Below are 19,836 nucleotides of genomic sequence, written 5' to 3' on the forward strand. Positions count from 1 at the left end.
TGATAAGTAAAGTATAGTAAATAGTTTTATAAAAGTAAAGTTTTCCCTTTTAAAAAAAAAGAGAGGGGGCGATTACAAGAAGTTATTAAAAGCATCGTGATCTGATGTCTTATCCTACACTTGCCCAGTCCTTCGGATTACATGTTCCCATTGAGTCAAATATAAAAAATTTCCAAAGCCACCTAAATTCAAGTAAAAAAAACGACCCTGCCTTAGCAGGATCATCTAATCACGACTTTTTAACTGTATATTCCTTCAATAATGAATCTGCCTTACTGGAATTAATTTCTCCTGATGCCACTAGCTGTCCAGCAATTATATCAACTAGGCTACCAGTTGCGCCTGCAACCATAGCGAGAGAGCGGGCTTGAAGTGCCATATGCCCCTTTTGGATTCCATCTGTTACCAAGGCTTTGATAGCGGCGAAGTTCTGAGCTAGTCCAACAACTACGATTAGCTGGCTCAGTTCCCGAGCAGATTTTATACCGGTAATCTTTTGAGTTAGCTGAGCGATGGGATGTACTTTAATACTGCCTCCAACTGTTCCGACAGGCATTGGCAGTGTTAATTCACCACAGAGATTGCCGTCATAATCAACGGTCCAACGTGTCATAGATCCATAATGACCATCACGTGCTGCGTAGGCATGGGCTGCTGCCTCAACTGCCCGCCAGTCATTGCCAGAAGCAATAACTGCAGCGTCGACACCATTCATTACACCTTTATTATGCGTTACAGCACGGTAAATATCGGAAGCAGCAAATTGATAGGCGGAAATAAGTCGATCTCGAACCTCTTCGCCACTGTATTCACTTGTTGCTAATAAAGGAGGAGGAATTACACAATGGGCAGTGGCGACACATTCATCAACGAAATTCGATAAAATACGAAGATGTACATCACCGCCAGTGAGTTCTGCAACGGTTGGTGCAATGGCTTCAACCATTGTATTGACCATGTTTGCACCCATTGCTTCCTGTGTGTCGACTAGTAAATGCAGGACCAGCATTGGTGGGAAGACTGCTTTTGGTTCCTGATTGAGTAATCGTACGGCAATATCAACTGCTCCGCCACCGCGCTTTTGTAGTGAGGGGTGTGCGTTGTTTGCTTGTTTTATTAGATCATCACGATTCTTAGCTAATTCAGATGCAGCCTGTTCCAAATTCGGTACGTTCACTACTTGAACTTGCCCAATCATGCGACGTTCTGTGGCCTCTGCATGGAAGCCGCCTGCACCTCGCACTAGTTTTGCTACAGAGCTAACAGCAGCAATAACAGAAGGCTCCTCCACTGCTAATGGGATGACGTAATCTTTATCATTGATCAGAAAGTTGAGTCCAAGACCAAGGGGGAGCGAATAGATACCGATAGCATTCTCAACCATCTTATCTGCCTGCTCAAGTGTTAGTGCACCTTGGCTGGAAAGGGCCGCTACCTCTTCGTGAGTTAGATCAGCAAAATCTGCAAGTATGGCTAGACGTTGGTCCATCGTTTTTTTGTAAAACTGCGGAAAGCGGGATGATTTTAAGTTCACCTAAAACAGCCTCCTAAACTGGATACACGCCGTGTTTGCGGTCGCTAAATGCTAAATATTTAGTTTGATATGCACCGAATCGAGTGATTAGTTCATTTCGAAGTTTTTCAGGCAAAACAATGGCATCAATTACCATTTCAGATGCAAGACGGTAGATATCAATGTCAGCTTCATATTCATGTTGCTTCTCTAAGATAAAAGCAGCACGTTCTTCTTGTGGTAAATCGGCGATTTTGTTCGCATAAACTGCGTTAACCGCTGCAGCAGGTCCCATTACAGCAATCTGGGCAGTTGGAAGTGCAAGGCAGCAGTCTGGTTCAAATGCTGGACCAGCCATTGCATAGAGGCCAGCTCCATATGCTTTCCGGACAACTACCGAAATTTTTGGTACAGTTGCTTCACTTACGGCGGCAATCATTTTTGCTCCGTGCCGAATGATACCAGCTTTTTCGACCTGAGAACCAATCATGAACCCAGGTACATCGGCAAGAAATAGTAATGGAATGTCGAATGCATCACAAAGTTGAATAAATTTAGCTGATTTGTCCGCAGAGTCTGGGAACAAAACGCCACCTTTTGCAATGGATTGGTTTGCAATGATACCGATTGGTTTCCCGTCGATACGGGCCAGACCTGTAATGATTTCTTGTGCAAATAGCCGTTTAATTTCACAAAATGATCCTTCGTCAATAATGCCATCAATAAACGAGAACATATTAAACGGTGCATTTTGATCTTCGGGTACAAGTGTAGCCATCTTCTCTGCAGACAGTTTAGGTGCAACAGGATCTGTATCTGTTTGAAAATAGGTTAAATATGTACGAGCATAAGTAATGGCTTCTTCTTCGGATTTTACGAGTACATCTCCACAACCAGAGATACTACAATGCATACGGGCTCCACCCATTTGCTCAAGTGTTACTTTTTCACCGATTACATTTTCAGCCATGCGTGGTGAACCAAGGTACATGGATGCATTGCCTTCAACCATGACGACAATATCACAGAATGCAGGAATATAGGCACCACCTGCGGCAGAAGGCCCAAATAATAAGCAGATTTGTGGGATTTTACCTGATAATTTTACTTGATTGTAGAAAATTTTACCTGCCCCGCGGCGACCTGGGAACATTTCTACTTGGTCTGTTATGCGAGCCCCTGCCGAATCAACTAAGTATAATAATGGAACTCGTAGTTTCTCAGCAGTTTCCTGCATACGGATAATTTTTTCAACAGTGTGTGTACCCCATGATCCGGCTTTTACTGTTGAGTCATTGGCAATTACGCAAACATTTTGCCCGTTGATTTTGCCAATTGCAGTTACAACACCGTCTGCAGGTAATCCGACTTCCTCACTATTGGCAAATAAGCCGTCTTCAGCATTAATACCATCGTCAAATAGTTTTTCGAGACGATCACGGACAAATAGCTTGCCTTTTTGTGCATTACTTTCATGATATTTTTCAGCGCCACCTTGTGAGATACGCTCTATCTTTTCTTGATAGCTTTCCTGTTGCGGCATGTTGCGCCTCCTTTAATTACCTTCGTAAATAGGTGAACGTTTTTCCTGGAATGCACGTAATCCTTCCAGTCGGTCGTTTGTTGCAATTGTGACCTGATAACATGAAGTCTCGATTGCCAAACCTTCTTCTAAGGGTGCTTGTAAACCTTTTATTATCGCTTGTTTTGCCTGTGCAACAGCAATTGGAGCATTGCGAGCAATTTCACGGGAAACTTTGTATGACATGGCCTCTAGTTGGTCTGGAGGATAAATTTCCTGAAGTAGACCGATCTGAAATGCTTCTTGTGCTGACAACCGTTTTGCGCGGTAAATCATGTTCTTAGCAATACCTTCGCCGACAAGGCGAGGTAAACGCTGAGTGCCTCCCGCACCTGGAATAATGCCGAGCCCTGTCTCTGTTAAGCCAACTTGGATGTTATCACTTGCAATACGAATATCACATGCCAACGCAATTTCTAGTCCACCACCGAATGCAACCCCGTTTAAGGCGGCTACAACGGGCATCGGCATGGCAGCAATTTTAGCTGTTAATGCACCAATTTTTGCAACAGCTTGTGGGACTTCCGAATCCTTCATAGTTAGCCGTTCTTTTAGATCTGCCCCAGCACAGAAAGCTTTTTTTCCAGCACCAGTTAAAATGATGCAACGGACGTTTCTCTGTGCATTCACAGCATCCAACGCATTTGAAAGTTCAGAAATCAGCCCACTAGATAAGGCATTTGCAGCTTCAGGTCGATTTAATGTCAATACCACAATAGAATCATCCAACTTTTCATATGTAACAAAAGGGGTCGTCATCATTTTCCACTCCTTTAGACTAACGTTACAAGAACGTCTCCTTCATTAACGAAATCTCCTGTGCTTACTTTTATTTCACCAATTGTACCTGCATCTGTTGCTTCGACTGGAATAATCATTTTCATAGACTCAATGTTAATCACTACTTGACCGACAGTTATGCTTTCGCCAGGTGCCACCTCAATGCTTTGAATAATTCCTGTAATGCCTGCTGTAATTTCGTTCATATGTCATTTCTCCTTAGTAAAAATATAATCTACAGTTCAGCGTAAGCAGCCTTGGCTCACTAGAGAATAACCAAAAACATTTTTTGGTCATTCCAGCGCTTGTCAGGGCTGGCCAAGGCGCTTGCGCTTTTGTTCGCTAATAGGAAAGTATAAGGGCAACTACGCTGCTGTTATCGTCGCCAATCAGCGAGTTTTCTTTACTATCTTAACAGCCAAGCTGGCGTGCGATCACTAGACGTTGGATTTCTGATGTACCTTCACCAATTTCTAGAATTTTTGCGTCACGAAGATAGCGTTCTACTTCTGCTTCCTGCATGTAACCTGTACCACCGAGAATTTGCAATGCTTGGTTTGATGATCGGAAAGATGTTTCAGACGCAAATAATTTTGCATATGCACATTCTTTAATATATGGTTTGCCTTGATCCTTCAACCAAGCAGCTTTGTACAACATGTTTCGAGCAAGCTCTAATTCCATTGACATGTCCGCTAATTTAAACTGAACAGCTTGGAAATCAGAAATTGGGCGGCCAAATTGCTTCCTTTGTTTCGCATGTGCAAGGGCTTTGTCTAATGCTGCTTGTGCTAAACCAACAGAAATAGCAGCAATTGAAATTCGACCCCCGTTAAGAATAGTCAGAAATTGCTTCATACCAAAATTTGCACGCCCAAGGAGATTTTCTTTTGGTATACGAACGTTTTTCATTACGACTTCACCTGTGTCAGATGCACGGGCACCCATCTTTTTGTAAGGACTCGTTACACTAACGCCTGGTGTATTCGTCGGTACTATAAATGAAGAAATACGTTTTCGACCATTTGCATGTTGTTCTGTAACTGCGGCAACTGTGATGACTGATGCATAGTTGGAATTTGTAATCCATCGTTTTACACCGTTTAGAATATATTCGTCACCGTCAAGTATAGCGGTTGTCTCAACGCCACCAGCGTCAGAGCCAGCATTTTCTTCTGTCAAACCGAATGAGGCAAGTTCTTTCCCTTGAGCTAACGGAACAAGGTATCTTTGTTTTTGTTCTTCCGTTCCGTACATGGCAATTGGGGATGCACCAATAGAAATGGATGCTACATAGCTGAGACCAACACTGACACTTGCACGGCCAATTTCTTCAGCAACAATGGAGTAAGTTAATGTATCGCTTCCCATTCCACCATATTCTTTGGCAAAGGGAATACCCAACCAACCTTTTTCACCAATTTGTTTAAAAATATCAAGGGGGAATTTTGCCGTTTCGTCCATTTCAATACTGCGAGGGGCAATCACTTGATCTGCAAATTCACGTGCTTCCTGTTGAATTCGTAGCTGTTCTGCTGTTAATTCAAAATTCATTCTTTCTCCTCTTTCCTTATGTTATATATAAACAAGCCCGGTTAACACTAAACAGGCGTTTGCGCAAATAGTCCTTCTAATGATAAACATTTACCCCAGTCAAAATCAAGCTTGAGAAAGGAAAAAAGCTTAATTATCTACACACTCTTTCCTATTCTTTCTATATAAGTGCACAATGGATTCTATCCCTCACAGAATAAAATTATTTTTAATATGAAAACAAATTATTTACATAGGGTAGGGGGGTATAGTAAAATGATAATCAAAGGAGGATGTTAATGAATAATCATGATCAAATGAATAATACTCCTCAGGAAAATGACCATTGCCATTCTATGATGACGGAACGCAAAAGCCATCATTCAGAAAAAATAAAGAAGAATCTGATTACCCGCTTAAATCGTGTTGAAGGACAGATTCGTGGCATAAAAGGTCTGATTGAAAAAGATACCTATTGCGATGATGTTATAACACAAATTGCTGCAACTCAAGCAGCATTAAACAGTGTCGCTAAAATTCTTTTGGAAGGTCACATGAAAAGCTGTGTGGTCGAGCGAATCCAAGAGGGTGATCATGAAGTTGTAGATGAATTGCTTACAACCATACAAAGACTAATGAAAAAATAGTTACTAATTGAAGGGAGATTTTTAAATGGAAAAAGTAACATTGAATGTACAAGGAATGTCTTGCGGTCATTGTGTTAAAGCGGTAGAAGGAAGCGTTGGTGCTCTTAGTGGTGTTAGCACTGTTAAGGTAGATTTGAAGGCTTCTACAGTTGATGTAGAGTTTAACCAACAAGAAATCTCATTAGATAAAATTAAAGAAACCATTGACGATCAAGGATACGATGTTTTATAAGAAGGCTGTTTTCGCATAGATTGTTGTTTTTCGTACCTAGTCTTAAAACCCGAAATAGCAATAGTATCGTGCTCTTTTCTTAAAAACTTCCTACGGTTTTCATCGGTAAACTGGAATCCTATTCTAATTTAGTTTCAACTAGCAACAAAGTTTAAGAAAAGAGCCTATAAGGAATTGAAAAGACGTGCTAGAGACTAGCACGTTCTTTTAGGAAAAAAATATACCTATATAGGGTATCGGGAGTTGGTTTTAATGAACCAAAGTTTAAAAGAAACCCATTTACAAATATCAGGCATGACCTGTGCTGCTTGTGCGATCCGAATTGAAAAAGGTTTAAATAAATTAGAGGGCGTCGAAGTTGCAAGTGTAAATCTTGCATTAGAAAAATCAGCTATCAAATATGATCCAGCAAAAATAAAAGTTGAAGATATACAAAAGCGGATTAAAGATTTAGGGTATGACGTTGTTACAAATAAAATAGAGATTGAGATTACAGGAATGACCTGTGCTGCCTGTGCTGCCAGAATTGAAAAAGGATTAAATAAGCAAGAGGGTGTAGCCAAGGCAAATGTAAACTTGGCTCTTGAAAAGGCAATGGTTGAATATAACCCAAGCACACTTACGACTGATGAAGTTATTAAAAAGATAGAAAGCCTAGGTTACGGTGCAAGAGTAAAGGAAGACGCGAAAGAGACGATTGATCATCGCCAGAAAGAAATTGAATCCCAAACGAGAAAATTGATCTTATCGGCTATTCTATCTTTTCCATTATTGTGGGCTATGGTCGGCCACTTTTCGTTTACCACCTTTATTTGGGTTCCAAAAATATTTATGAATCCGTGGATGCAGTTTGTGTTAGCTACCCCAGTGCAATTTATAATAGGAAAACAATTCTATATAAGTGCATTTAAAGCATTGAAAAATAAAAGTGCTAATATGGATGTACTTGTTTCATTAGGTACATCTGCCGCCTATTTTTACAGTGTTTATTTATCATTTATGTCAATTGGTGAAAGTGCACACACTGTCGAACTTTATTATGAAACAAGTTCGATCCTTATTACGTTAATTATTCTCGGAAAACTTTTCGAAGCGAAAGCAAAAGGAAGATCTTCTGAAGCAATCAAAAAGCTGATGGGGTTGCAGGCAAAAATGGCAACTGTCGAAAGAGCAGGAATAGAAAGTGAAATTCCGCTTGATGAAGTGATTGTAGGGGATATCGTGCATGTAAAACCTGGAGAAAAGATTCCGGTGGATGGAAAAATTCTCGAAGGGCATTCAGCTATAGATGAATCGATGTTAACTGGTGAAAGTATTCCAGTTGATAAGAGCGTCGGAGATGAAGTAATTGGGGCGACAATTAATAAAAATGGTTTTATTAAAGTTGAAGCAACAAAGGTTGGGAAGGATACAGCATTAGCGCAGATAATTAAAGTCGTTGAAGAGGCGCAAGGTTCAAAAGCACCGATTCAAAGACTTGCTGATAAAATCTCGGGAGTTTTTGTTCCAATTGTTGTCGGGCTAGCTGTTGTAACTTTCTTTATATGGTATGTATGGGTGACACCAGGTGATTTTGCTGAGGCATTAGAGAAAATGATTGCTGTCCTTGTTATTGCTTGTCCATGCGCATTAGGGCTTGCTACTCCAACTTCCATTATGGCTGGATCAGGTCGTGCGGCTGAATATGGAATATTGTTTAAAGGTGGCGAGCACTTAGAAATGACGCATCGTATTTCCACTGTTGTTTTAGACAAAACAGGTACTATTACTAATGGTACTCCTGTCCTAACAGATGTTCTGCTTAATTCTTCTCAAACGGAAGAAGAGTTTTTAGCTCTTGTAGGTTCTGCAGAAAAACAATCTGAGCATCCATTAGCCCAAGCGATTGTACAAGGAATTAAAGAAAAGGGTATCACTTTAAAGGAAATACGAGAGTTTGAGGCTATACCTGGTTTTGGAATCAAAGCAATTGTAGATGGAAAAGAGCTATTAGTTGGAACGAGAAAATTATTGAATAAACACAATGTTCCTGTTGCCAATGCATTAGAGCAGATGTCTGAATTAGAAAAGAATGGGAAAACAGCCATGCTTGTTGCTATTAACGGTCAATATGCAGGAATTGTTGCGGTTGCAGATACAATTAAAGAAACGTCTAAAATGGCTATTCAGCGTCTGAAAAATATGGGAATTGAAGTGGTTATGATTACCGGGGATAATCTGCAGACTGCTGAGGTGATCGCTGCTCAGGTTAATGTCGATCAAGTGATTGCTGAAATTCTTCCTGAAGGTAAGGCTGAAGAGATTAAGAAATTACAAGCACAAGGGAAGACGGTTGCAATGGTTGGCGATGGCATCAATGACGCACCTGCACTTGCGGTTGCAGATATTGGGATGGCCATTGGAACGGGTGCAGATGTAGCAATGGAAGCTGCAGATATTACTCTTATTCGCGGGGATTTAAATAGTATCGCTGACGCAATCTTTATGAGTAGAAAAACGATCCGGAATATTAAGCAAAACCTTTTCTGGGCATTTGCTTATAATATGCTTGGTATTCCTATTGCTGCTTTTGGATTCCTGGCACCATGGCTTGCTGGGTCTGCCATGGCGTTTAGCTCTGTGTCGGTTGTCCTCAATGCATTACGTCTACAAAAAGTGAAATTGTAAATCAAGAAAAGTTCAAGCACACAGCGGGTCTTCCTTAACCTGACAATTTTCTAGTTAAAAAATTTATACTCTTACTTTTTTAAAAAAGTACCTATTGGGCAATCTAATAGGTGCTTTCTTTTTTAGCTTATAAGAAAGTTTATCTTTGTTAACACACTAAAGTAAGTAATTATCGTTGATAAATATTCAGCACTTAAATCGCATAAGTGTAACTACGCCTAATCATCGCCCATAGGGGCTCGCCAAACGGCGAGTTTTCTTTAAAATATCGTCTTGTTCACAATTTCGACATAAAAAATTTCGTAGTCTAATTGACAATCATTATCATTACCAATAAAATGTAGTCTATAGGATGATATTGAAATTCATTATCAATTATGAATACAAAGTAATTATCATCAATGGTTTAAGGAGGATCTTATGGGGAAAAATCTGCTACTGAAAATTACTATCCTTCTATTAGTTATGGGATTTGTAGTCCATAATCCCGTTTTAGCAGCTGGAGACTCCAGCCAAGATATTAAAAAAGCTGAAGTATCAGTAGACAATGCAATCCAGTTTACTGTTAATGGGAATCTTGCTGAAGCAAAGAGTGCCTTTGATCAATTTAATAAAACATGGATAGAAATTGAAGTTGGCGTAAAAGAACATTCACATACAGCCTATCGGGACATCGAGTCTAATATGGGAAAAGTTGTCTATGCCTTTACCTTAAAGAAGCCAGATCAAGTTCTGCAGGCATTAAAAGAACTTAAGGCAGTTAATGAAAAATACGCTAATGGTGGGTATCCAAAAGAAATTGAAAGTAATCAAGCGGACCTCTCATTAGATGATTTTATCGTGCTTCTTCAAAAAGCAAAGAAGGACGTTAATGACCAAAATAAAACACAAGCACTTCAAAGTATGAAGAAAACAAGTGATAACTGGTTAAGTGTTGAGGGAGTTGTCGTTGCCCAATCATCTAAGGTCTATAGCGACTCTGAACGGGATTTGGTTACCATTCAGGCAATGCTGTCCGCTAATCCACCGAATTATGTCGAGGCTTCTAAATTAATTGATAAAATGATCGAGTATTTAACACCGTTAGCAACCAAATCTGAATACACGTATTGGGATGCGGCGATGATTTTGGTAAGAGAAGGTTTAGAGGCATTGCTAGTGGTGATAGCTCTCCTTTCTTTTGTAAAAAAATCAGGAGCGTCGAAGGGAAAAGCTTGGATCATGTCTGGGGTACTAGGAGGACTAGTTGTAAGCACTATTCTAGCCATCATCATCAAGTTTGTGATTTCCTCCGGTGCCTTTGGAAACAACAATGCTCTTATTGCTGGCTGGACAGGAGTCTTTGCTGCAGTAATGCTGTTGTATATGAGCTATTGGCTTCATAGCCAATCAAATGTAGCGGATTGGAATCGGTATATTCGAGAGAAAAGTCAAACTGCTTTATCAACAGGAAAGCTTGTTTCTTTAGGAGTTCTCTCTTTTCTAGCAGTTTTCCGTGAAGGTACTGAAACAGTATTGTTTTATATTGGAATGGCAAGTCAAATCAAAATGCAAGCTCTTTTAATTGGTTTCTTAATTGGAGCAGGACTTTTATTAATCATTGCCTTTTTAATGATTTATGTTGGATTGAAATTACCACTCCGCCCATTCTTTATGGTTTCTAGTTTCATTGTTTTTTACTTATGTATTAAGTTTGCGGGAATGGGAATTCACAGCCTACAATTAGCTGGAATTATCCCAACTACAAATGTTGAACGTTTACCGAGCATGGAATTTTTGGCTTTGTATCCATCATGGGAAAGTACAATCCCTCAACTAATACTAGTAATTGGAGTAGTTGTAATCTTTTTCGCGAAGAAATTTTACAATAAAAAGGTAATCGTAGCTAAAAACAATTAAACATGAAAAGAAAGCGTGGGAGTTTTTATGAAAAGAATTACAGTAATGATTTTAACATTGGTTATTGTAAGTGTATTTGCTTTAGCAGGTTGTGGATCGAAGGACAATAAGGTTGCTGATGGTGTAAATAAAATGTTGAATACAACAGATCAATTATCAAAGGCAATTGATAGTGGCGATCAAGCAAAAGTGAAAGAGGTTGGTCCTAAGTTAGAAGATCAATGGTCCACCTTTGAAGACGATGTAAAGAAGGATAATAAAGCATCATACGAAAAAATCGAAAAATATTTAGATCCAACAATAGCAGGGTCAGAGGCATCAACTCTTGATAAAACGGCTCTAAGTACATTGAATAATCAACTAACAAAAGCATTGAAAGAATTAGATTCAAAAACAAAATAAATAGTAGCAAAAAGACGCCGTTAAGGCGCCTCAGGCTGTCGAAAATCTTTCGATAGCCTTTTTATTTATTCAATATATTTAACAATTCACCGCGTTAATTTGCTTTAATATTATTGGTATATATTGGCTTTTCAATATGTCTGTTGATTGGCGCTCCAGGCACTTCACTTTCCGCGGGCGTGCAGGGGAGCCTCCTCGTTGCTTCGTTACTTGCAGGATACGGGGATTGAAGAATGCAAGTAACAGGCTCTACTTACAGCAGCTTGCAAAATGCGCTAGCAGAATTTATGGATATAAATTCTGATTAGCTAAAAAAACTGCAACACACTTAGCTTGGTTAGAAAAAGTGTGTTGCAATTCTTAAGGTTGATTGACCACCCTGTTGATTGGAGCGGAGGGCACTCGACTCCTGCGGGATATAGAGGTCACTGGAGACCCCGCAAGGCGCTAAAGCGCCGAGGAGGCTTCAGGACCTCCCCGCGGAAAGCGAGTGCCCGGAGCGGAAATCAACAGTCCAGTTAGCAGAGACAATAAATTAATAAAAAATCGGCAATTTAGATTAAGACAAAATAAAAAATTGTCGAGAAAAATCCCCTTTCTCGACAATCTGAGGACATCGTTAAGGTGCCATTTTTATGTTTAGATTAGTTTTATGGACTTCGAGATAGGACCCACAGAGTTAGGTCCTACTGCTACCGTAAAGAAGTGGCTCTGGAACTGCCAACTAGTTCAAAAACACTACTAGTATCAACAAACACTCTAGGAACCCTTTTTCCAATTAAGCAAACTACCTCATAATTGATAGTTCCCATCAACTCGGCAATATCATCGACAGATTGAAAAGAAGACTGATTTTCTCCAAATATGACAACTTCATCTCCTAGTGTGCAATGAGGGAAATCCGTTATGTCAATCATTGTTTGATCCATACATACACGGCCTGCAATCATAGCCTTTTTGCCATGTATTAGTACACTTCCACGATTCGATAACTGACGAGAAAGTCCATCGGCATAGCCAAGTGGCACGGTTGCGATAATACTTTCTTGCTTTGGTCTCCACGTACAGCCATAGCTAACCGTCTGTGATGTAGCTACCTTTTTTATCGCTGCAATTCTAGTTTTAAAACTCATAGCCTGTTTTAGTTGGATTGGGAGTTTTTTTAAGGAAGCATCTGGATATAAGCCATATAAGGCAACTCCAATTCGAACCATATCTAAATGCATTTTTGGAAATTTCATGGTTGCAGCACTATTGCAGCAATGCTGCAAAGGAATATGAATAGAGTGAACCTTTAAAAAGTCTAAAACCAATTGAAACTTTTTGAATTGTTCATCTGTAAAAGTAGAATCTTCACTATCTGCGCTTGCGAAGTGGGTGAAGATTCCTTCCAAATGTACGTGGGTTGCAGCATTAGCTTTTGTAGCAAGTATCAATGCTTCCTCTGGTGAAGCTACACCAATTCTAGACATGCCTGTATCCACCTTTAAATGAATAGAAGCTTTTTTGTGCAATAAAGAGGATTTGACAATGATTTCGTCCATTAGTTCATGGTCAAAAACAGTTAATGTGACATTCTGAAGAATAGCCTCTTCAACTGAACGGGTTGGAGTATATCCAAGAACAAGAATCGGTTCACTGATTCCTGACTCCCTTAATTTGATTGCCTCATCTAAGAGTGCAACTGCTAGATAGTCTGCTCCCATTTGGATAGAAGTCTTTGCAATTTCTACCGCTCCATGTCCGTATCCATCCGCTTTTACTACTGCCATTATTTTTGTAGGTTGTTTAACAAATTGTCTAAATTGAAGGAAATTATGTTTTATATCATCTAATGAAATTTCTGCCCAAGTATCACGATAACTAATTGGTTTCATCAAACTAGCCCCTTTTTAAAATTACCCAATCAATCGAATGAATAACCAAAATCCGCTATTCATTGATTGCTTCGGTCTTGTCAATTTTATAAAAATCCCCCCAAGACAATTCTTGAGGGGATTGGATATGAAATTTAAAATTCTATTAAATAGTAGCAGTTTCTTTTGCTAATGCAGCTTCAACTGATACATAATCATAGCCAAGATCTTTTGCAACTGCTTCATAAGTGATTTCGCCATTTGCCACATTTACACCAAGTTTCAAGGCTGCATTTTCGTTAACGGCTTTAAGAACACCTTTATTAGCAATTTGCAATGCATATGGAACTGTGCTGTTTGTTAAAGCAAATGTTGATGTTCTTGGAACAGCACCAGGCATGTTAGCTACTGAATAGTGAAGAACTCCATATTTTTCAAATGTTGGGTTATCGTGAGTTGTTACATGATCACTTGTTTCAACGATTCCACCTTGGTCAATCGCAACATCGACGATAACAGAGCCAGGCTTCATAGATTTAACCATTTCTTCAGATACAAGTTTAGGAGCTTTAGCACCTGGAATTAATACTGCACCAACAAGTAGATCAGCTTCTGCTACTGCTTCTGCAATGTTAAATGGATTTGACATTAATGTTTTGATTTGGTTTCCGAAAATATCATCAAGTTGACGTAAACGATCAACACTTAAATCGATAATTGTAACATCTGCACCTAATCCAATAGCCATCTTAGCTGCATTTGTTCCAACGATACCGCCACCGATAATTGTTACCTTGCCACGGCTAACTCCTGGAACGCCTGCAAGAAGGATACCTTGTCCACCATGGAATTTTTGAAGGAATTGTGCACCGACTTGAACGGCCATTCTTCCTGCAACTTCGCTCATTGGAGAAAGTAATGGAAGAGTACGGTTTACTTCAACAGTTTCATATGCAATAGCAATAACACCTTTATCTTTAAGTGCTTGTGCTAGTGAAGGTTCAGCAGCTAGATGTAAATAAGTAAATAATATTAAACCTGGACGGAAGTTATCATATTCACTTTCAAGAGGCTCTTTTACTTTCATGATCATATCAGATTGTGCCCAAACCTTTGAAGCGCTTTCAATAATTTCTGCACCGACTTTAGCGTAATCCTCATTTGTAAATCCGCTTCCAAGTCCAGCATTTGTTTCGATTAATACAGAATGTCCTGCTTTTAATAATGAAACAACTCCAGCAGGGGTAAGTGCTACCCGGTTCTCATTGTTTTTTATTTCTTTAGGTACACCAATAAACATATATTGTTTCCTCCTCATAGACATTTAAGTAACTTGCTACCGCTTAAGTATAAGACGGTTCATAAATTATTTCTTTGTTTAGAAAAGAGAAAAAATATATATTTATTTGGTGTTTTACACAAAGAACCTAACCTTGTTGATATTTTTCAACCTTTAAGTCAAGGAATAGAGTCATTTTTTGATTTGGGTCCTTAAAATTAATATCGCCAATCTCAGAAATACGCTTTATTCGGTAATTTAGCGTATTAGCATGTACGTTCAATTCCTTTGCCGCATCATTTATATTGTTATCATTATTAAGGAAGACTTCAAGTGTCTCCACAAGATTGCTGTTGTGCTTTTTATCGTAATCATGAAGGCTCTTCAATGACTGATTTACGTAGTCTTCGCCTTTTCTTTTTTCTAAAATAAAAGTGATTAGTTGATATATTCCTAACTTTTGGTAATTATGAATACCTTTTGTTTCGATAGGGAATTTCTCTTTAATTGAAAAGACGGACAATGTTTCTTGATAGGCTTTGCCAACTTTTTGATAATCTTCGTAAATGCTACTAAATACTGCACTAATATCATTAATTCCGTAACGATCATTCATTTTCCAAGTAAATGACTCAACAAAATGGTCAAGCTCAACAAAAGGATTAGTAATATCTGACGGAGACACCAGTAGAATGAGTTGGTTGCAATCGATTGTATAGAGCATGATTTTTAGGAGATGACTTGTTTTTAATAGGTAGGATATTTGTTGCTCTTCTTTGCTAGTGATATTTTCTGTAAATTGAAAGACTAGGACAGCGAATGATGGAGGAGGTGTGATCTGCAAAGAGAGGAAGTGCTCCATTATTTCCTCTTTTACACTCATGTGACCGGTTAAAAGCTTCCAAAAAAATTCTTGAAAGCGCTCCTCTTTTCGATTTCTTCGCGTCTGAAGCTGTAAGAGCTTATTCTTAGCAGAGTCAGCCGCTTTCTTTAATAACAGTAATTCTTGTTCACTTAAAGTTTTATCAATTTCCAATGCCCAAATAAACCCAAGGATCTCATCTTGTTTCCATATAGAGATAGCAACCCTTGTGCCCAGCCCAATTTCGTCCATCATATTTTTTACTCTGATTGGCTGGTCAGTTTTGAGTAGGGCAGGTATTGTACCTTCTTTCCAGAGCTGATTAATTACTTTTTCAGGTACTTTTCGCCCTATAATAGTAGAGATTCTCGCGGGATCTGTTCTTTCATCATGTGTGCTATAGGCTAGAAGTCGATGATTGGCATCTTCAATAGTAATAGGACACTGAAGTACTTCACTTATGAGATCGGCAAACTCCTCTAAACTATCAAAGGTGGCTTTAAATGGATCATTTTTGATATTATTCATACTTTTTCCCTCGCATTCGGCTTTACAGTGTGCGACTAAACTTCGTTAGTATTATTGTAAATGATTCTTGTTGATTTGTAAAAATCCACAAATCAATAGCTCGATTTTCTCTATTTTTCACAAAAATAAATGTTCACAAATATGTTAGAATATTATTAATTAAGTATTTGAATAGTAATAATCTTCTAATTTGAAAGCGTTATCAACGGATTAAGGGGAGGTTGATTATTGAAAATTTCATTAAAAATTGCTGTTTCTTAAGGTTTTATCTAGTTTTTTTTTGAATAAAAATTAAAACGCTTTCATTTTGGAAAACAAATATAAAGGTACAAAAAGAGTTGATTTTTAAAGAATTTGAATGCATTATTACTATTTTAGTAAAACTTATTATACCATATTAGTGTACTGTTTTAATGAAATAAAGGGGAAAAGAATGAATACGAACAAAGGTTTTTAAACAGGGGGAAAAAATATGAGTAATAACAATCCAAGTAAAGAGCTTCATCGTGGTTTAGAGGAAAGGCATATTACTTTGATGTCTTTAGGAGCAGCGATTGGGGTTGGACTATTTCTTGGTTCAGCTACATCAATTAAGATGGCTGGTCCTGGTATATTGTTTGGATACGCAATTGCAGGGTTAATCATGTTCTTTATCATGAGAGCTCTAGGGGAAATGGCTATCCAAAAACCTGTAGCAGGCTCGTTCAGTACTTATGCTCGTGATTATTTGGGACCAATTGCAGGATTTATTACTGGGTGGAATTACTGGTTCTTATGGGTAGTAACCTGTATGGCTGAGATTACTGCAATAGGTATTTATATGGAATACTGGTTTCCAGGTGTACCACGATGGATTTGGGCACTTGCAGCATTAGTAATCATGGCAACTGTTAATTTCCTTGCAGTAAAAGCTTATGGAGAATTGGAATTTTGGTTTGCTCTTATTAAAATTGTAACCATTATCGCAATGATTGTGCTTGGGGCTGGAATGATCTTCTTTGGAATTGGTAACGGAGGAATTGCCACAGGTATTCATAATTTATGGAGTCATGGCGGCTTATTCCCACATGGAATCAAGGGCGTATTAATGTCATTACAAATGGTAATGTTTGCGTACCTTGGAATTGAAATGATTGGAGTTACAGCTGGAGAGGTGAAAAATCCAGAGAAAAACCTTGCAAAAGCAATTGATACAGTATTCTGGCGTATTCTTCTCTTTTATGTAGGAGCATTGTTTGTTATTATGTCTATCTACCCTTGGGATGAAATTGGTACAAAAGGAAGTACTTTTGTTCTTACTTTCCAAAAAATAGGAATTCCCGGTGCAGCAGGAATCATTAACTTTGTTGTTCTTACAGCAGCACTTTCATCTTGTAACAGTGGTATTTTTAGTACTGCCCGTATGTTATTTAACCTTGCGGGTAATGGAGAGGCTCCAAAGAAATTTGGAAAAGTTACGAAAAATGGCGTTCCAGGTATAGCGGTTATTGCTTCTGCAATCTGTTTACTTGTTGGCGTACTCTTAAATTATATCGTCCCTGCAAAAGTATTTATGTGGTTATCAAGTATTTCAACATTTGGCGCAATTTGGACATGGGGTATTATCTTGTTATCCCAAATTAAACACCGTAAGAGCTTAAAGCCAGAAGAAGTTAAACAATTGAAATATAAATTACCATTATATCCACTTAGTTCTTATGTATCACTTGCCTTTTTAGCTTTCGTTATCGTCGTAATGGCTTTTAGCGCTGATACAAGAATTGCCTTATATATTGGACCTTTATGGATAGCCTTCTTAGTAGCCTTCTATTATTTTAAAGGATTCCATAAAAGGGACTCAGTCAAAAATTCATCTGAAAAACAAGCTAGTTAAATCTTTCTAGTATCAAGAATATATATATTTACAAGAGCAGATCCTAACAGGGTCTGCTCATTTTTTTGGTTATATATACCAATTTTTTTAAAAATGTTGTTTCACAAAACCATAAGAATAGAACTTATCTATTTTGTACTACAAATCTACTATTTTCTCACAGTGGAATATAGTAATATATAGGGATTGAAAATAGTAGAAGATGATTACCTTCGGAGGAAATCTATGAGGAATTTTAAATTTATTGGACTATTTTTGGCAATAGCTAGTCCATACATATTGTTTGAATGCTTTAGGCAAGGATACATAAAAGACCCTTATTTAATTATGCCGAAGGGCCATTTTTATATTGTTAGTGCTGTGGCAGTTTTAGCTGTAATTATTTCCATTTCAGTAGGGATTGCTGGTAAAAGATTGAGGAATATCAAAATAAGCTTTCTTTCACTTTCATTTATCTCCCTTGCTCAGATGTTTCTAGTCCATGGACTCTCAACGCCCGATTTTATCCTTCATGAATCACATCTACCGGGGATTTCATCGCAATTAAGTATTCTATTGGCAACTGTATGGTTATGGTTGTCATCTTTACCTTCTGACAGTAAATTAATTGAATTTATATCGCGGTATGATCATTTTCTTGTTCCAATTTGGATTGTAGCTCTAGGGATTTTTGCGGGGATTGGAATGGTCTTCCCGCACTTAGTTACTATTGTTCCAATGGATGTTCACCCTCTTAACGGGGTAATTACTATGTCAATCATCCTATTAAATTTACTAACATCATATCGATATTTTCAATCATATCGATATTCTAAGTTTCCGCTTCAAATTGCAATTGTTTGCAGTGCTGGTTGGCTGATTGTTTCGCAACTAATTATGGTATTAGGTGTGGTATGGAAACTTAGCTGGTGGATGTACCATATTTTACTGTTAGCATCAATGATTGTGATGTTGATTGGTCTAGTAAAACAGTATTCAGTAAAAGGATCATTGGTGGGCTCATTAAGAGCCTTGTTCACGAACGATCCATTTGAACGGATTACCGGAGGTATTTCCCAAAGTGTTAGAGCATTAGTTATCGCAACTGAAAAAAAAGACACATATACAGCTGGTCATACTTTCAGAGTGACCATGTATGCGTTAAAACTTGGCGAAGAACTAAACTTAGCTCCTGAACAGCTTAGGGCATTAGCGCAGGGAGCACTTCTACATGATGTGGGGAAAATTAATATTCCTGATTCGGTGCTGAACAAACCAGGGAGACTTACTCTTGATGAGAGGATTATTATTGAAAAGCATCCTTTAAAAGGATATGACATGTGTAGAGATCTTGGTTTTATGAAAGAAGAGTTAAGCGTTATACGCTTCCACCATGAAAAATGGGATGGAACTGGCTACCCAAACAAGCTCCAAGGAGAAAACATTCCTCTTTTAGCAAGAGTTACTGCCGTTGTTGATGTTTATGATGCATTAACCTCTGAAAGGTCATACCGAAAAGCCTGGCCTCATCATCAAGCAATGGAATTACTGCTTGAGCAAAAAGGGACACACTTTGATCCGAAATTTGTAGATGCATGGACTCAACTTTGTGAACGTAACCCATCTGTATATCAGTATCCGTCACAAATGATTAATGATGAAACAACAGTTTCGCTACTTTCTTTTTTTTAAAACAATAACTCTATTAAATTTTACTTTTATCAAAACTTGAATGTGTAGCTAATTTATTTGAAATGAAAATTTCGTAAGCTAGAACAAAAAATTAACTGGGCTGTATAAAAAACACTAATAGGGTGTCTGCACTTGCGGATATCCCTATTATTATAGTAATAATTTTGTGTAATTCGACAAAGAAAGACAAATGAATTATTATTTTACACAAAATAAATTGTGCTTTTTATATAGTAATGGTAAAATTACAAATAGAAAGATTCTTTTAATTATTTAGACTTGAAAGCGTTAACATTTAAAAAGAGGAGGTCATGCTTTTTAATTATAAAGTTCATCATTATATGTAAAAAGTTTTACACACCATGAGAAACTCCTCAGAATATAGCTTTAGTTTTATAAAAAATTAAAGTTTATCCGCTTACCACAGAGAACAAATTTTTCGCTTCTTTTATAGATTAAAAAGAATTAACTGATATATCAGAATATAGCAATTATTATTTTTAAAAAATAAT

15 protein-coding genes are annotated in these 19,836 nt (G+C 38.0%); 7 read left to right on the plus strand and 8 right to left on the minus strand.

From position 1 onward, the window contains the following. Positions 1-229: 229 nt before the first annotated feature. From RCG20_RS15635 to RCG20_RS15655, 5 genes are all read right to left on the minus strand, one after another. A complete protein-coding gene (locus RCG20_RS15635; RefSeq protein ID WP_308184369.1) occupies positions 230-1,489 on the minus strand; it encodes a hydroxymethylglutaryl-CoA reductase, degradative in 1,260 nt (419 codons plus the stop codon). A gap of 58 nt (positions 1,490-1,547) precedes the next feature. Then, complete coding sequence (locus RCG20_RS15640) at positions 1,548-3,056, minus strand: acyl-CoA carboxylase subunit beta (RefSeq protein WP_308181035.1); 1,509 nt, start codon at positions 3,054-3,056, stop codon at positions 1,548-1,550. A gap of 12 nt (positions 3,057-3,068) precedes the next feature. Next, a complete protein-coding gene (locus tag RCG20_RS15645; RefSeq protein WP_308184370.1) occupies positions 3,069-3,854 on the minus strand; it encodes an enoyl-CoA hydratase-related protein in 786 nt (261 codons plus the stop codon). Positions 3,855-3,868: 14 nt separating this feature from the next. Beyond that, a complete protein-coding gene (locus RCG20_RS15650; RefSeq protein ID WP_308181036.1) occupies positions 3,869-4,081 on the minus strand; it encodes an acyl-CoA carboxylase biotin carboxyl carrier protein subunit in 213 nt (70 codons plus the stop codon). Between the two features lie 205 nt (positions 4,082-4,286). Beyond that, complete coding sequence (locus tag RCG20_RS15655; RefSeq protein ID WP_308181037.1) at positions 4,287-5,429, minus strand: acyl-CoA dehydrogenase family protein; 1,143 nt, start codon at positions 5,427-5,429, stop codon at positions 4,287-4,289. Positions 5,430-5,725: 296 nt separating this feature from the next. Here RCG20_RS15655 and RCG20_RS15660 point away from each other — a divergent pair, with 296 nt between their 5' ends. From RCG20_RS15660 to RCG20_RS15680, 5 genes are all read left to right on the plus strand, one after another. Beyond that, positions 5,726-6,055, plus strand: coding sequence for a metal-sensitive transcriptional regulator (locus RCG20_RS15660; RefSeq protein ID WP_308184371.1), 330 nt, complete (start codon positions 5,726-5,728; stop codon positions 6,053-6,055). A 25-nt stretch (positions 6,056-6,080) separates the two neighbouring features. Next, a complete protein-coding gene (gene copZ / locus RCG20_RS15665) occupies positions 6,081-6,287 on the plus strand; it encodes a copper chaperone CopZ (protein ID WP_308181038.1) in 207 nt (68 codons plus the stop codon). Between the two features lie 252 nt (positions 6,288-6,539). After that, the gene (locus tag RCG20_RS15670; protein WP_308181039.1) at positions 6,540-8,954 is read left to right on the plus strand and encodes a heavy metal translocating P-type ATPase; all 2,415 of its coding nucleotides are present in this window, start codon (positions 6,540-6,542) and stop codon (positions 8,952-8,954) included. A 420-nt stretch (positions 8,955-9,374) separates the two neighbouring features. Then, positions 9,375-10,853, plus strand: a complete 1,479-nt coding sequence (locus RCG20_RS15675) for an FTR1 family iron permease (RefSeq protein ID WP_308181040.1) — start codon at positions 9,375-9,377, stop codon at positions 10,851-10,853. Between the two features lie 27 nt (positions 10,854-10,880). Next, positions 10,881-11,255, plus strand: a complete 375-nt coding sequence (locus tag RCG20_RS15680; protein ID WP_308181041.1) for a hypothetical protein — start codon at positions 10,881-10,883, stop codon at positions 11,253-11,255. A gap of 692 nt (positions 11,256-11,947) precedes the next feature. Here RCG20_RS15680 and alr read toward each other — a convergent pair. The 3 genes from alr to RCG20_RS15695 form a co-directional block, all read right to left on the minus strand. Beyond that, positions 11,948-13,132 (minus strand): alanine racemase, encoded by a 1,185-nt coding sequence (gene alr, locus RCG20_RS15685; RefSeq protein WP_308181042.1) that lies wholly within the window; start codon positions 13,130-13,132, stop codon positions 11,948-11,950. 145 nt (positions 13,133-13,277) lie between these two features. After that, positions 13,278-14,411 (minus strand): alanine dehydrogenase, encoded by a 1,134-nt coding sequence (gene ald, locus RCG20_RS15690; RefSeq protein WP_308181043.1) that lies wholly within the window; start codon positions 14,409-14,411, stop codon positions 13,278-13,280. A 127-nt stretch (positions 14,412-14,538) separates the two neighbouring features. Continuing rightward, entirely contained in the window at positions 14,539-15,771 is a 1,233-nt protein-coding gene (locus tag RCG20_RS15695; protein ID WP_308184372.1) for a PucR family transcriptional regulator, read from the minus strand. 481 nt (positions 15,772-16,252) lie between these two features. On the opposite strand from RCG20_RS15695, the gene RCG20_RS15700 reads away from it, so the two are divergent. Further along, positions 16,253-17,653 carry an amino acid permease gene (locus tag RCG20_RS15700; protein WP_308181044.1) on the plus strand — a complete coding sequence of 467 codons (1,401 nt, stop codon included), beginning with the start codon at positions 16,253-16,255 and terminating at the stop codon, positions 17,651-17,653. Positions 17,654-17,878: 225 nt separating this feature from the next. Continuing rightward, positions 17,879-19,324 (plus strand): HD-GYP domain-containing protein, encoded by a 1,446-nt coding sequence (locus RCG20_RS15705; RefSeq protein WP_308181045.1) that lies wholly within the window; start codon positions 17,879-17,881, stop codon positions 19,322-19,324. Positions 19,325-19,836 lie beyond the last annotated feature (512 nt).

This window comes from Neobacillus sp. PS3-40 (genome assembly GCF_030915485.1).
In the GTDB taxonomy this organism is placed as follows: Bacteria; Bacillota; Bacilli; order Bacillales; family Cytobacillaceae; genus JAUZPL01.